General features: G+C 54.9%; 5 protein-coding genes, 4 tRNA genes, 2 rRNA genes and 6 pseudogenes (1 of these 17 cut by a window edge). All 17 read right to left on the bottom strand.

The features are described from left to right. Positions 1-58 precede the first annotated feature (58 nt). Positions 59-4,132, bottom strand: coding sequence for a DNA-directed RNA polymerase subunit beta (gene rpoB, locus AC0V2S_RS00735; RefSeq protein WP_475508088.1), 4,074 nt, complete (start codon positions 4,130-4,132; stop codon positions 59-61). A 221-nt stretch (positions 4,133-4,353) separates the two neighbouring features. Next, positions 4,354-4,722, bottom strand: a complete 369-nt coding sequence (gene rplL / locus AC0V2S_RS00730) for a 50S ribosomal protein L7/L12 (protein WP_457435842.1) — start codon at positions 4,720-4,722, stop codon at positions 4,354-4,356. A gap of 78 nt (positions 4,723-4,800) precedes the next feature. Next, the gene (gene rplJ, locus AC0V2S_RS00725) at positions 4,801-5,301 is read right to left on the bottom strand and encodes a 50S ribosomal protein L10 (RefSeq protein WP_108096540.1); all 501 of its coding nucleotides are present in this window, start codon (positions 5,299-5,301) and stop codon (positions 4,801-4,803) included. 200 nt (positions 5,302-5,501) lie between these two features. Beyond that, a pseudogene (rplA, locus tag AC0V2S_RS00720) lies at positions 5,502-6,196 on the bottom strand (50S ribosomal protein L1). Then, positions 6,196-6,627 (bottom strand): 50S ribosomal protein L11, encoded by a 432-nt coding sequence (rplK, locus tag AC0V2S_RS00715; RefSeq protein WP_108096542.1) that lies wholly within the window; start codon positions 6,625-6,627, stop codon positions 6,196-6,198. The pseudogene rplA and the gene rplK overlap by 1 nt, the downstream one beginning before the upstream one ends. Positions 6,628-6,744: 117 nt before the next feature. Further along, positions 6,745-7,277, bottom strand: a pseudogene (gene nusG / locus AC0V2S_RS00710) (transcription termination/antitermination protein NusG). A gap of 9 nt (positions 7,278-7,286) precedes the next feature. Continuing rightward, positions 7,287-7,655, bottom strand: coding sequence for a preprotein translocase subunit SecE (secE, locus tag AC0V2S_RS00705; RefSeq protein WP_271196044.1), 369 nt, complete (start codon positions 7,653-7,655; stop codon positions 7,287-7,289). 49 nt (positions 7,656-7,704) lie between these two features. Beyond that, a tRNA-Trp gene (locus AC0V2S_RS00700) sits at positions 7,705-7,780 on the bottom strand. Positions 7,781-7,832: 52 nt separating this feature from the next. After that, a pseudogene (gene tuf / locus AC0V2S_RS00695) lies at positions 7,833-9,025 on the bottom strand (elongation factor Tu). An 83-nt stretch (positions 9,026-9,108) separates the two neighbouring features. Continuing rightward, positions 9,109-9,184: transfer RNA gene (locus AC0V2S_RS00690), tRNA-Thr, on the bottom strand. A gap of 27 nt (positions 9,185-9,211) precedes the next feature. Then, a tRNA-Gly gene (locus tag AC0V2S_RS00685) sits at positions 9,212-9,285 on the bottom strand. 26 nt (positions 9,286-9,311) lie between these two features. Beyond that, positions 9,312-9,392, bottom strand: a tRNA-Tyr gene (locus AC0V2S_RS00680). A gap of 141 nt (positions 9,393-9,533) precedes the next feature. After that, positions 9,534-10,211 (bottom strand): annotated as a pseudogene (locus AC0V2S_RS00675) (SPOR domain-containing protein). Between the two features lie 7 nt (positions 10,212-10,218). Beyond that, positions 10,219-10,963, bottom strand: a pseudogene (locus AC0V2S_RS00670) (pantothenate kinase). After that, positions 10,953-11,903, bottom strand: a pseudogene (birA, locus tag AC0V2S_RS00665) (bifunctional biotin--[acetyl-CoA-carboxylase] ligase/biotin operon repressor BirA). The pseudogenes AC0V2S_RS00670 and birA overlap by 11 nt, the downstream one beginning before the upstream one ends. A 200-nt stretch (positions 11,904-12,103) precedes the next feature. Next, positions 12,104-12,219 (bottom strand): 5S ribosomal RNA (gene rrf, locus AC0V2S_RS00660). A gap of 141 nt (positions 12,220-12,360) precedes the next feature. Next, positions 12,361-14,148, bottom strand: a 23S ribosomal RNA gene (locus tag AC0V2S_RS00655); it runs 1,100 nt beyond the window's last position.

Genomic DNA, 14,148 nt, shown 5'->3' with positions numbered 1-14,148 from the left:
TTTCCTCCTGGCGGAGCAAGGAGCGGGCTCTACAGCCCCGCTCCCATTGCGCTTCGTGTTATTCGGTTTCCAGATCGATATCGATACCGAGCGAACGGATTTCTTTGATCAACACGTTGAAGGACTCGGGCATGCCCGGCTCCATGCGGTGATCACCGTCCACGATGTTTTTGTACATCTTGGTACGGCCGTTCACGTCATCCGACTTAACGGTCAGCATTTCCTGCAGGGTGTACGCGGCGCCGTATGCTTCCAACGCCCAAACTTCCATTTCCCCGAAGCGCTGACCACCGAACTGCGCCTTACCACCCAGCGGCTGCTGGGTAACCAGGCTGTAGGAACCGGTAGAACGAGCGTGCATCTTGTCGTCCACCAGGTGGTTCAGTTTCAGCATGTACATGTAGCCAACGGTCACACGACGCTCGAACTGGTTGCCGGTACGGCCGTCGAACAGCTGCATTTGGCCGCTTTCTGGCAGATCTGCCAGTTTCAGCATGGCCTTGATTTCGCTTTCCTTGGCACCGTCGAACACCGGAGTTGCCATCGGCACGCCGCCACGCAGGTTCTTCGCCAGATCAAGAATTTCTTGGTCAGACAGGTCTGCCAGGGTTTCTTGACGACCACCGATCTCGTTGTAGATCTGGTGCAGGAACTTACGCAGCTCAGCAACCTTGCGCTGCTCTTCGAGCATGCGGTTGATCTTTTCGCCCAGACCTTTGGCCGCGAGGCCCAGGTGGGTTTCAAGGATCTGACCGACGTTCATACGCGACGGTACGCCCAGCGGGTTGAGAACGATGTCGACCGGGGTGCCATAGGCATCGTGCGGCATGTCTTCTACCGGCATGATCACGGAGACCACACCTTTGTTACCGTGACGACCGGCCATCTTGTCGCCCGGCTGGATGCGACGACGGATTGCCAGGTAAACCTTCACGATCTTCAGCACGCCCGGAGCCAGGTCATCGCCCTGTTGCAGTTTGCGCTTCTTGTCTTCGAACTTGTCGTCGAGCAACTGACGGCGGTCAACGATGTAAGCCTGCGCCTTCTCAAGCTGCTCGTTCAGAGCATCTTCAGCCATACGCAGCTTGAACCACTGACCGCGCTCGAGGCCGTCGAGGAACTCGTCGGTGATCTCGGCGCCTTTCTTCAGACCAGCACCGCCTTCGGCTTTCTTGCCAACCAGGGCGGAACGCAGACGCTCGAAGGTTGCACCTTCAACAATGCGGAACTCTTCGTTGAGGTCTTTGCGGATCTCGTCGAGTTGCATCTTCTCGATCGACAGCGCACGAGCGTCACGCTCTACGCCGTCACGGGTGAAGACCTGAACGTCGATGACCGTGCCTTTGGTACCGGTCGGTACGCGCAGGGACGTGTCTTTAACGTCGGAAGCCTTCTCACCGAAGATGGCGCGCAGCAGCTTCTCTTCTGGGGTCAGTTGGGTCTCGCCTTTCGGAGTGACCTTGCCCACCAGAATGTCGCCAGCGCCAACTTCAGCACCCACGTAAACGATACCGGCCTCGTCCAACTTGTTCAGCGCAGCTTCGCCCACATTCGGAATGTCCGAGGTGATCTCTTCTGGCCCGAGCTTGGTATCACGCGCCACACAGGTCAGTTCCTGAATATGGATCGTGGTGAAACGGTCTTCTTGAACCACACGCTCCGACAGGAGGATGGAGTCTTCGAAGTTGTAACCGTTCCAGGCCATGAACGCGATGCGCATATTCTGCCCCAGAGCCAGCTCACCCATATCGGTGGACGGACCATCAGCCAGGATGTCGCTGCGCTCAACCTTGTCACCTTTGCTCACCAGCGGACGCTGGTTGATGCAGGTGTTCTGGTTCGAACGGGTGTATTTGGTCAGGTTGTAGATGTCAACACCGGCTTCGCCAGTTTCAACTTCGTCATCCGCAACGCGAACCACGATACGGCTGGCGTCGACGGAGTCGATCACGCCGCCACGACGTGCCACGACGCAAACGCCGGAGTCACGCGCAACGTTGCGCTCCATGCCGGTACCAACCAGCGGTTTGTCCGAACGCAGAGTCGGAACAGCCTGACGCTGCATGTTCGAACCCATCAATGCACGGTTGGCGTCGTCATGCTCGAGGAACGGAATCAACGAAGCGGCGACGGACACAACCTGCTTCGGCGAAACGTCCATCAGCGTGACGTCTTCCGGCACCTTGACGGTGAACTCGTTCAAGTGACGAACAGCTACCAGCTCATCAACCAGCTGACCTTTCTGGTTCATCGTTGCCGATGCCTGAGCGATCACGTGGTCTGCCTCTTCGATAGCCGAGAGGAACACGATTTCGTCAGTAACCAGAGTGTCCTTCACCACACGGTACGGGCTTTCCAGGAAGCCATACTGGTTGGTCCGGGCATAGGCCGCCAGGGAGTTGATCAGACCGATGTTCGGACCTTCCGGCGTTTCGATCGGGCATACGCGACCGTAGTGGGTCGGGTGTACGTCACGAACTTCGAAGCCAGCACGCTCACGGGTCAAACCACCTGGGCCGAGAGCAGAAACGCGGCGCTTGTGGGTAATCTCGGACAGCGGGTTGTTCTGGTCCATGAACTGCGAGAGCTGGCTCGAACCGAAGAACTCTTTCACCGCCGCAGCCACTGGCTTGGCGTTGATCAGGTCTTGCGGCATCAGGCCTTCGCTTTCAGCCATCGACAGACGCTCTTTGACCGCACGCTCTACACGCACCAGGCCAACGCGGAACTGGTTCTCGGCCATCTCGCCAACACAACGCACGCGACGGTTACCCAGGTGGTCGATGTCATCGACGATGCCTTTGCCGTTGCGGATGTCGACCAGGGTCTTGAGAACTTCGACGATGTCTTCCTTGCTCAACACGCCCGAACCTTCGATCTCGGTACGACCGATACGACGGTTGAACTTCATGCGACCTACAGCGGAGAGGTCGTAGCGCTCGGCACTGAAGAACAGGTTGTTGAACAGGGTCTCGGCAGCATCCTTGGTAGGTGGCTCGCCTGGACGCATCATCCGATAGATCTCGACCAGCGCTTCCAATTGATTGGTAGTGCCGTCGATTTTCAGGGTGTCGGAGATGAACGGACCGCAGTCGATGTCGTTGGTGTACAACGTTTCGATACGTACGACCTGAGCCTTGGCGATTTTTGCCAGGATTTCAGTGTTCAGCTCGGTATTGCACTCAGCCAGGATTTCGCCAGTAGCCGGGTGAACAATCGCCTTGGCGCTGGTGCGACCAATGACGTAGTCCAGCGGCACTTCCAGGGTCTTGATTCCGGACTTGTCCAACTGATTGATGTGGCGCGCGGTAATACGGCGGCCTTGCTCAACGATGACCTTGCCCTTCTCGTCTTTGATATCGAGAACAGCAATTTCGCCACGCAGACGGTGCGGTACCAGTTCCAGGCTGAGATTCTCACCCTGAACATGGAACACGTTGGTCTCGTAGAACGCATCGAGCACTTGCTCAGTGGTGTAACCCAGCGCGCGCAGCAGCACGGACGCCGGCAGCTTGCGGCGACGGTCGATACGTACGAATACCGCGTCTTTCGGGTCGAACTCGAAGTCCAACCACGAACCGCGGTAAGGAATGATGCGCGCGGAGTACAGCAGCTTGCCCGAGCTGTGAGTCTTGCCACGGTCGTGGTCGAAGAACACGCCTGGGGAGCGGTGCAGCTGGGAAACGATGACGCGCTCGGTACCGTTGATAACGAAAGTACCGTTCTCGGTCATCAGGGGGATTTCCCCCATGTAAACTTCTTGCTCTTTGATGTCCTTGATCGCTTTGTTCGACGATTCCTTATCGAAAATGATCAGACGGACTTTTACCCGCAGCGGCACGGCGAATGTCACGCCACGCAGCACGCACTCTTTCACATCAAAGGCCGGTTCGCCCAGGCGATAACCGACATATTCCAGAGCAGCATTGCCGGAATAGCTGATAATCGGGAAAACGGACTTGAAGGCCGCATGCAGGCCGATGTCGCGGAACTGATCCTTTGTAGCTCCCGCCTGCAGGAATTCGCGATACGAATCCAGCTGGATGGCCAGGAGATAAGGCACATCCATGACATCCGGCAACTTGCTAAAGTCCTTGCGGATACGTTTTTTCTCAGTATATGAGTAAGCCATCAGCGTTCCCCAGCTTGGTCACCTGCTTATTTGGCTCCTCCCGACGGGAGCAGCCAGAAAATCTTGCAAACTCTCGGTTTGCGCCACCCCTCGGGGCGGTTACTGCTTCAGCTACAGGCCAACCCTCGAAGGTCGGCCTATAACGGAAAAAGGCCGGTGGCAAAAGCCACCAGCCATCAGCCTTTCGCTCTACGCTTGGGCTGTAGACGCAAGGTCGTCGCTTACTTGAGCTCGACTTTGGCGCCTGCTTCTTCCAGGGCTTTCTTAGCAGCTTCAGCTTCGTCTTTCGACACAGCTTCCTTGACGATGCCAGGAGCGCTGTCAACAACGGCTTTAGCTTCTTTCAGACCCAGACCGGTCAGTTCACGAACGACCTTGATCACGTTTACTTTCTTCTCGCCGGATTCAAGCAGCATTACGTTGAATTCGGTTTGCTCTTCAGCAACAGCGGCTGGGCCAGCAGCTGGGCCAGCGGAAGCAGCAGCGGCGCTAACGCCGAACTTCTCTTCCATTGCTTTGATCAGTTCAACGATTTCCAGAACGGATTTCTCGCCGATTGCGTCGATGATTTCTTGGTTAGACAGAGCCATGACTCTAATTCCTGTATTGGGGTGACAGCCTACGCGGCCATCGAAATAAACAATAAACGCGAAAGGAGATGCTCAGCCTCAGGCTGCGGCAGCTTCTTTCTGGTCGCGAAGGGCCGCCAGAGTACGAGCCAACTTGCTGGTTGCGCCTTGAATCACGCTCATCAGCTGAGAAATTGCTTCGTCACGGGTCGGCAGGCTTGCCAGTACGTCGATCTGATTAGCTGCGAGGAACTTGCCCTCGAACGCAGCTGCCTTGATCTCGAACTTATCCTGACCTTTGGCGAACTCTTTGAACAAACGGGCAGCAGCGCCAGGATGTTCGTTCGAGAATGCAACCAGGGTCGGGCCAGTGAACACGTCGTTGAGCACGTCATATTGAGTGCCGGCAACAGCGCGCTTGAGCAGGGTGTTACGTACTACACGTACATAAACGCCAGCTTCACGAGCCTCTTTACGGAGTCCGGTCATTGCGCCTACTGTCACACCACGGGCATCAGCCACGACAGCGGACAGAGCGACTTTGGCAGCCTCGTTGACTTCAGCGACGATGGCCTTCTTGTCTTCGAGTTTAATTGCCACGGGTTAACTCCTGCTTGTTACGTTTCATCCAACCGAAGCCGGATGTCGTTTGGTGTCAGATTCCGTAAGGAACCGGGAGCACCATCTGCGTAGGCTTGTGGTTTAAGACTTTCGTCGCCTACGGTCTTGGATAGCCCCCGCCAGGCAGGGACCCCAATCTTTCAACAGCCCGAACAATCAATTGCTCCGGCCGATTTGTCTTACGCGTCGAGCGAGCTCTGATCAATAACCAGACCTGGGCCCATAGTGGTGCTCAGGGTTACGCGCTTAACGTAGATGCCTTTCGACGCCGACGGCTTGATACGCTTAAGGTCAGCGATCAGGGCTTCAACGTTTTCCTTCAGCTTGATGGCTTCAAAGCCAACTTTGCCGACGGAAGTGTGGATGATGCCGTTTTGTCGGTGCGATAACGAACCTGACCAGCCTTGGCGTTTTTCACGGCAGTGGCTACGTCTGGGGTTACGGTACCCACTTTAGGGTTAGGCATCAGGCCACGTGGACCGAGGATTTGACCCAACTGACCGACAACGCGCATGGCGTCCGGCGAAGCAATAACGACGTCGTAGTTCAGGTCGCCAGCTTTCATTTCGGCGGCCAGGTCGTCCATACCAACGCGGTCAGCACCGGCAGCCAGAGCAGCTTCAGCAGCCGGGCCTTGGGTAAAGACGGCAACGCGTACGGTCTTACCGGTGCCGTGCGGCAGAACGGTAGCGCTACGTACAACTTGGTCGGATTTACGCGGGTCAACACCCAGGTTCACAGCGATGTCGAACGACTCGATGAACTTAACTTTCGACAGCTCTGCCAGCAGGGTGGCCGCTTCTTCGAAACCGTACGATTTACCGGCAACGATTTTCTCGGCAATAGCCTTTTGGCGCTTAGTCAACTTAGCCATTACACACCCTCCACGTTAAGGCCCATGCTGCGAGCAGAACCGGCGATAGTACGCACGGCTGCATCCATATCAGCAGCGGTCAGATCAGCCTGTTTGGTTTTGGCGATCTCTTCGAGCTGAGCACGGGTAACGGTGCCAACCTTGACGCTGTTCGGACGGGCCGAACCGCTAGTCAGACCAGCAGCTTTCTTCAGCAGAACCGAAGCAGGGGTGCTTTTGGTTTCAAAGGTGAAGCTACGGTCGCTATAAACAGTGATGATCACTGGAGTCGGCAGACCAGGCTCCATGCCTTGGGTCTTGGCGTTGAACGCCTTGCAGAACTCCATGATGTTCACACCATGCTGACCAAGAGCCGGGCCTACGGGCGGGCTCGGGTTAGCTTGTGCAGCCTTTACTTGCAGCTTGATATAAGCCGTGATTTTCTTAGCCATTAGCTACTCCAATTCGGGTTCTAGCGCCTTTACGGCTCCCCGGGTTACTTACGCGTTTATCCCAGTGACGACAAAACCCCACAGCCTGAGGCTGCGGGGTACGGGATGCTTTGTCAGTTATGCCTTTTCGACCTGACTAAACTCCAACTCAACCGGGGTAGAGCGACCAAAAATGGTCACAGCCACCTGGATCCGGCTTTTCTCATAGTTCACTTCTTCGACAACACCGCTGAAGTCAGCAAAAGGACCGTCAATTACACGGACCATCTCACCTGGCTCAAACAGAGTTTTCGGCTTCGGCTTGTCGCTACCATCAGCAACACGACGCAAAATTGCATCAGCCTCTTTATCAGTGATTGGCGCAGGCTTATCAGCAGTACCACCGATAAAGCCCATGACGCGAGGCGTATCCTTGACTAAGTGCCAAGTGCCTTCGTTCATGTCCATCTGCACCAGAACATAACCGGGAAGAACTTGCGTTCACTTTTGCGCTTCTGGCCATTACGCATTTCAACCACTTCTTCAGTGGGGACCAGAATCTCGCCGAACCCATCTTCCATGCCGGCCAGCTTGACGCGCTCAATCAGAGAGCGCATTACATGCTTCTCGTAACCCGAGTAAGCATGCACAACGTACCAACGCTTAGCCACGGGACACCTTTAACCAACAATCATGGAAACAAGCCAGCCTAGCAGGGAGTCAAGCCCCCACAACAACAGCGCCATCACCAATACAACAGCCACAACAATAAGCGTGGTCTGCGTGGTTTCCTGACGAGTTGGCCAAACGACCTTACGAATCTCAACCCGAGCTTCTTTTGCGAGCCCGAAAAATGCCTGCCCTTTAGCGGTTTGCAGACCAACAAATGCAGCTACAGCTGCAAGCGCCAGCAGACCCAGGACACGGTACAGAATCGGCTCACCAGAGAAGAACTGATTGCCAACCACGCCAACCACAACCAAAGCAGCAACAACAAGCCACTTGAGCAGATCAAAGCGCGATTCTTTGGCTTCAGCCTTAACAGTCATTTACGAGGACCCTGTGAAAGACGTGCCAGTTTTAACTTCTTGGTAAAACTGGCAGGTCAGGAGGGAATCGAACCCCCAACCTACGGTTTTGGAGACCGTCGCTCTGCCAATTGAGCTACTGACCTAAAACAAAATCAGGCCGACCATTATGCCGGCCCGATGGGGACTTATCAACGATTACTCGATGATTTTGGCAACAACGCCGGCACCAACGGTACGGCCGCCTTCGCGAATCGCGAAACGCAGACCATCTTCCATGGCGATCGACTTGATCAAGGTAACAACCATCTTGATGTTGTCGCCTGGCATTACCATCTCAACGCCTTCCGGCAGTTCGCAGCTACCGGTTACGTCGGTAGTACGGAAGTAGAACTGAGGACGGTAGCCTTTGAAGAACGGAGTGTGACGACCACCTTCGTCTTTGCTAAGGATGTAAACCTCAGCTTCGAACTTGGTGTGCGGCTTAACCGAACCCGGCTTGGCCAGTACTTGACCACGCTCAACGTCTTCACGCTTAGTACCGCGCAGCAGAACGCCGCAGTTCTCGCCAGCACGACCTTCGTCGAGCAGCTTGCGGAACATTTCAACGCCGGTGCAAGTAGTCTGAGTGGTGTCACGCAGACCAACGATTTCCAGAGCTTCCTGAACCTTGACGATACCGCGCTCGATACGACCGGTAACTACAGTACCGCGGCCGGAGATCGAGAATACGTCTTCGATTGGCATCAGGAACGGCTTGTCGATGACACGAACTGGCTCAGGAATGTAGCTGTCCAGAGTCTCTACCAGCTTCTTAACAGCGGTAGTGCCCATTTCGTTGTCGTCTTGGCCATTCAGAGCCATCAGAGCCGAACCGATGATGATCGGAGTGTCGTCGCCCGGGAACTCGTAAGTGCTCAGCAGGTCGCGAACTTCCATCTCAACCAGTTCCAGCAGCTCAGCGTCGTCCACCATGTCAGCCTTGTTCAGGAAGACAACGATGTAAGGAACGCCAACCTGACGGGACAGCAGGATGTGCTCACGGGTTTGCGGCATCGGACCATCAGCGGCGAGCAAACCAGGATAGCGCCATCCATCTGAGCAGCACCGGTGATCATGTTTTTTACGTAGTCGGCGTGACCTGGGCAATCAACGTGTGCGTAGTGACGCACGGCCGAATCGTACTCAACGTGAGCGGTGTTGATGGTGATACCACGAGCTTTTTCTTCTGGAGCGCTGTCGATCTTGTCGAAGTCAACGCGAGCCGAACCGAAAACCTCGGAGCAAACGCGGGTCAGAGCAGCGGTCAGAGTGGTTTTACCGTGGTCAACGTGACCGATGGTGCCAACGTTGACGTGCGGTTTGTTCCGTTCAAACTTTTCTTTAGCCATCAGAGCGTCTCCCATCGATTAAGTGCGCGACTCACGCGACCATTAAAACAAAGGCAGATATCTGCATATCTGCCTTTTAATAATGGAGCTCTTGAGCGGATTCGAACCGCTGACCTCACCCTTACCAAGGGTGTGCTCTACCAACTGAGCTACAAGAGCGAACTCTTCTTACACAAACCACAAACATGGAGCGGGTAGCGGGAATCGAACCCGCACCATCAGCTTGGAAGGCTGAGGTTCTACCGTTGAACTATACCCGCGGAGCTTGCAGCTCACGCTAAATATGGGGAGGGGGAAGGATTCGAACCTTCGAAACTCGCGTGTCAGATTTACAGTCTGATCCCTTTGGCCACTCGGGAACCCCTCCAAAGTGAGGCGGCATTCTCTTCGCATGCCACCCAGCTGTCAAGCAATTCCTCATAAAAAACTTGAGGTTAGCGCATTCGACAACAACTTTTCAGACTCACCCAGAGAGCAACCCTGCAAAGCGGGCGCCATTCTATTCAAACTAATTCGGCGATGCAACGCTTTCGCACGGCATTAATTGATGTTGTAAGCCATTGAAATCACGAGCTAGTGACTGCAGCAGCGCATCGTCAGCTAAACGGCGGCTTTCGGGCGCTATACGGACCCAGAAATTACGGTGCGCACGCGGCAGTTCCCGCATTTGCGGCTCGTAACCCACTTCGCGCAGGCGCTGCATTACGCTTTCCGCAGACTCGCTACGCGGGAACATTCCCAGAAATGCCGTTTGAAAGGTCACCCTGAGTGATTATGTAACTGTCGATTTTTCGTGCCTGAAGTTCTTTTAACTGCCGCAGTGACGCCTGGCGAGATGCAAGTGGCGGCAAGTAAACCCAGTAGTCCAACCCCGCCGGCGCATCTACAACTCTCACTCGGGACTGGATATCCAGAGCAATCAACGCTGCTCAACCAGCTTGGCGGCATCCTCTTGATCAAAACCACCCAAAAACATGCACACCTCAGAGGAAACTGCCGCCGGCTCGACTGGGTGCTCCCGACGACTTTGCGCACCACCAGACTCGCTTAGCAGGCGAATATCCTGGCGCACCTCTTGATGCAGGGACAACGGCGCGACCTCTTTAGCTCGCAATGGCGTCTGCTGCTGGTGCCACACGTAATAGAACAGATTCAAAACCAGGAACGAAGGAACAAACCAACGCATAAGAACCTCAAGCCAAGGGACATGCGATAGCCAGGCCGATAAAAATCAGATCCGGCATCACGCGTGCGGAAGGTAGGATTTCCTCTACAGAACCAGCATCCCCCCCCGTGAGAAACACCTCAAACGACTCCCCCCAGTACTCTTGCGCCAGCTCCAGCTGGGTTTGTACAAATCCCCGCAACATAAGAGAGCAACCGCGCTCAACCGCCTCTACAGTTGAGCGCCCTGGAGCGAGGGCATGCAGCGCCTTCTCAGCCGCATCATCGTCATAACGGATACGCCGGGTATGAGTACGCAGCTGATTACGCATCAGCGGAACGCCGGGCAGATAAAGCCGCCGAGATGAGCCCCATCTGCAGCCACAAAGTCGGAAGTTACGGCCGTACCCAGGTCGAGAAACCAGACATGCCTTACCCGCAAGGTGGTACGCCGCAAGGATAGCCAGCCAGCGATCCAACCCCAGTCGCTGATAGTCGCCATAGCCGTTCACTACGCTGCCAACAACCTCCGCTGACCGAGCCAGCAGCGCAGTAACACCAAATCGCTCAAGCAAGAGCTAACAATCGCAGCAGTCTCGTCGTCACTGCGCACGCTCACTATTCTGGCAGCGCGCAATGCTGCGCTCGACAGCTCAGCAAGACTGGTAAGCAGCTCCTCGAAGAGCCAACCATACCGCCAGCAGCCACCACCGACCGCCTATCCAGCACCCGCCATTTGATAAGCTGTTTTCCGCAGTCGAGCTCAAGAATCATCACGCAACCTCAAACTAAGCTCACCACCACTGTATTGGCGCTCAACCCCACCCACCAAGAGGCGCAACGCCCCCCTGGAATCCACCCCAAGCACTCGCCCATCAATTTTTTGCGCTCCCGCGGAAAGAGACACTTCCTTTCTTGCCAAAGGTGCACTGACTCCCACTCAGCCTGAAGCGCTGAAATCCGCTTTGGCGATGCAAGCCGCAGATAACGGTCCAGGTGCGCATTAAGACTATTAACCAACGTATTTCGATCAACCAACTCACCAACTTCCAGGCGCATGGACGTCCATGGCTGATCAATCGCACCTTCGCTGCGCATATTGACGTTGATTCGACGCCAATCACCACGTGGCAAATATCTGCAGGATCCCCAGATAATTCCAGCAATATTCCGGCAATTTTCGCCCACCGACAAGAATGTCGTTCGGCCATTTCAAGCCACAGCCGACGACGCCTGACTCTTGCATTGCACTTAGCACAGCCAATCCCACCACCAAACTAAGGCCATCCAACTGCACAGCACCGCCTTCGACGCGAAGCAAAAGACTGTAATAGATGTTTTCTGCAAAAGGACTCACCCACTGACGCCCACGCCGCCCCCGGCCAGCAGTCTGTCTTTCCGAAACGATAAAAAATGGGGGTTCGCGGCGCGCTTCCAGGCAACGGAAAGCCTCTGCATTGGTGGAGTCAGTGCCTTCCAGCACATGGGGCAACCATCCACCAGGATTATCTAGAAGCTTGTCGCGCTCCAGAAGAATGACTGGGCTCTCCAAGCAATAGCCTCGTCCGCGCACTTTGTGAACACGAAGGCCATAAGCAGACTCCAGTTCCTGCAACTGCTTCCAGACCGCGGCGCGGCTTATCCCTAGAGCAAGCCCAAGCGCCTCGCCCGAATGAAATCGCCCATCTTGTAGAAGCGTCAGTAAACTTTGCATCTGCGGAGCGCCCGACTGAGAGGCACGCATCATATCGGCGCACCTCGTCATTGCATAGAAAGCATCAACACCGGAAACAAGGTTATTGAGCGCCATTTAGCAGAGCGATACCCAGCCTCACGATGCCGAGTTATCCAACTTTTCTGCGCGCAAAAACAAACCCCCCACTCGCTTGCGCGAATGAGGGGTTTGGAATTTAAGCTTGACGATGACCTACTCTCACATGGAGAAACTCCACACTACCATCGGCGATGCATCGTTTCACTACTGAGTTCGGGATGGGATCAGGTGGTTCCAATGCTCTATGGTCGTCAAGCAATTCGGGTGGAGTCTCGCTTTCGCGTTACTCCAAATTGGGTATGTGTTTTTCGGATTCGGTAATTTGTGTGTTGCGAATTTTCGGTTCTTTCGTCTTCACACCGTCAATCTGCGATTAAGCAAATTGCTTGGGTGTTATATGGTCAAGCCTCACGGGCAATTAGTATGGGTTAGCTCAACGCCTCACAACGCTTACACACCCCACCTATCAACGTCGTAGTCTTCGACGGCCCTTCAGGGGACTCAAGGTCCCAGTGAGATCTCATCTTGAGGCTAGTTTCCCGCTTAGATGCTTTCAGCGGTTATCTATTCCGAACATAGCTACCCGGCGATGCCACTGGCGTGACAACCGGAACACCAGAGGTTCGTCCACTCCGGTCCTCTCGTACTAGGAGCAGCCCCTCTCAAATCTCAAACGTCCACGGCAGATAGGGACCGAACTGTCTCACGACGTTCTAAACCCAGCTCGCGTACCACTTTAAATGGCGAACAGCCATACCCTTGGGACCGGCTTCAGCCCCAGGATGTGATGAGCCGACATCGAGGTGCCAAACACCGCCGTCGATATGAACTCTTGGGCGGTATCAGCCTGTTATCCCCGGAGTACCTTTTATCCGTTGAGCGATGGCCCTTCCATACAGAACCACCGGATCACTAAGACCTACTTTCGTACCTGCTCGACGTGTCTGTCTCGCAGTCAAGCGCGCTTTTGCCTTTATACTCTACGACCGATTTCCGACCGGTCTGAGCGCACCTTCGTACTCCTCCGTTACTCTTTAGGAGGAGACCGCCCCAGTCAAACTACCCACCATACACTGTCCTCGATCCGGATAACGGACCAGAGTTAGAACCTCAAAGTTGCCAGGGTGGTATTTCAAGATTGGCTCCACAAGAACTGGCGTCCTCGCTTCAAAGCCTCCCACCTATCCTACACAAGCAAATTCAAAGTCCAGTGCAAAGCTATAGTAAAGGTTCACGGGGTCTTTCCGTCTAGCCGCGGATACACTGCATCTTCACAGCGATTTCAATTTCACTGAGTCTCGGGTGGAGACAGCGCCGCCATCGTTACGCCATTCGTGCAGGTCGGAACTTACCCGACAAGGAATTTCGCTACCTTAGGACCGTTATAGTTACGGCCGCCGTTTACCGGGGCTTCGATCAAGAGCTTCGCGTTAGCTAACCCCATCAATTAACCTTCCGGCACCGGGCAGGCGTCACACCCTATACGTCCACTTTCGTGTTTGCAGAGTGCTGTGTTTTTAATAAACAGTCGCAGCGGCCTGGTATCTTCGACCGGCATGGGCTTACGCAGTAAATGCTTCACCCTCACCGGCGCACCTTCTCCCGAAGTTACGGTGCCATTTTGCCTAGTTCCTTCACCCGAGTTCTCTCAAGCGCCTTGGTATTCTCTACCCAACCACCTGTGTCGGTTTGGGGTACGGTTCCTAGTTATCTGAAGCTTAGAGGCTTTTCTTGGAAGCATGGCATCAACCACTTCGCGCTCTAATGAGCACTCGTCATCAGTTCTCAGCCTTAACCGCCCGGATTTACCTAAGCAGTCAGCCTACAACCTTAAACTTGGACAACCAACGCCAAGCTGGCCTAGCCTTCTCCGTCCCCCCATCGCAATAACTAGAAGTACAGGAATATTAACCTGTTTTCCATCGACTACGCTTTTCAGCCTCGCCTTAGGGACCGACTAACCCTGCGTCGATTAACGTTGCGCAGGAAACCTTGGTCTTTCGCGTGGGTGTTTTTCACACCCATTGTCGTTACTCATGTCAGCATTCGCACTTCTGATACCTCCAGCAAGCTTCTCAACTCACCTTCACAGGCTTACAGAACGCTCCTCTACCGCATCACCTAAGTGATACCCGTAGCTTCGGTGCATGGTTTGAGCCCCGTTACATCTTCCGCGCAGGCCGAC

It is taken from the genome of Pseudomonas sp. CC11G, from assembly GCF_056174845.1.
Note: the sequence above shows the minus strand (reverse complement) of the source record. Positions and strands in the feature narration are given on the sequence as shown.

Bases quoted from the DNA above. Each gene is read 5' to 3' on its own strand.
- rplL (WP_457435842.1), bottom strand. From the start codon at position 4,722: ATGGCTCTGTCTAACCAAGAAATCATCGACGCAATCGGCGAGAAATCC.
- rpoB (WP_475508088.1), bottom strand. From the start codon at position 4,132: ATGGCTTACTCATATACTGAGAAAAAACGTATCCGCAAGGACTTTAGC.
- secE (WP_271196044.1), bottom strand. From the start codon at position 7,655: ATGACTGTTAAGGCTGAAGCCAAAGAATCGCGCTTTGATCTGCTCAAG.
- rplK (WP_108096542.1), bottom strand. From the start codon at position 6,627: ATGGCTAAGAAAATCACGGCTTATATCAAGCTGCAAGTAAAGGCTGCA.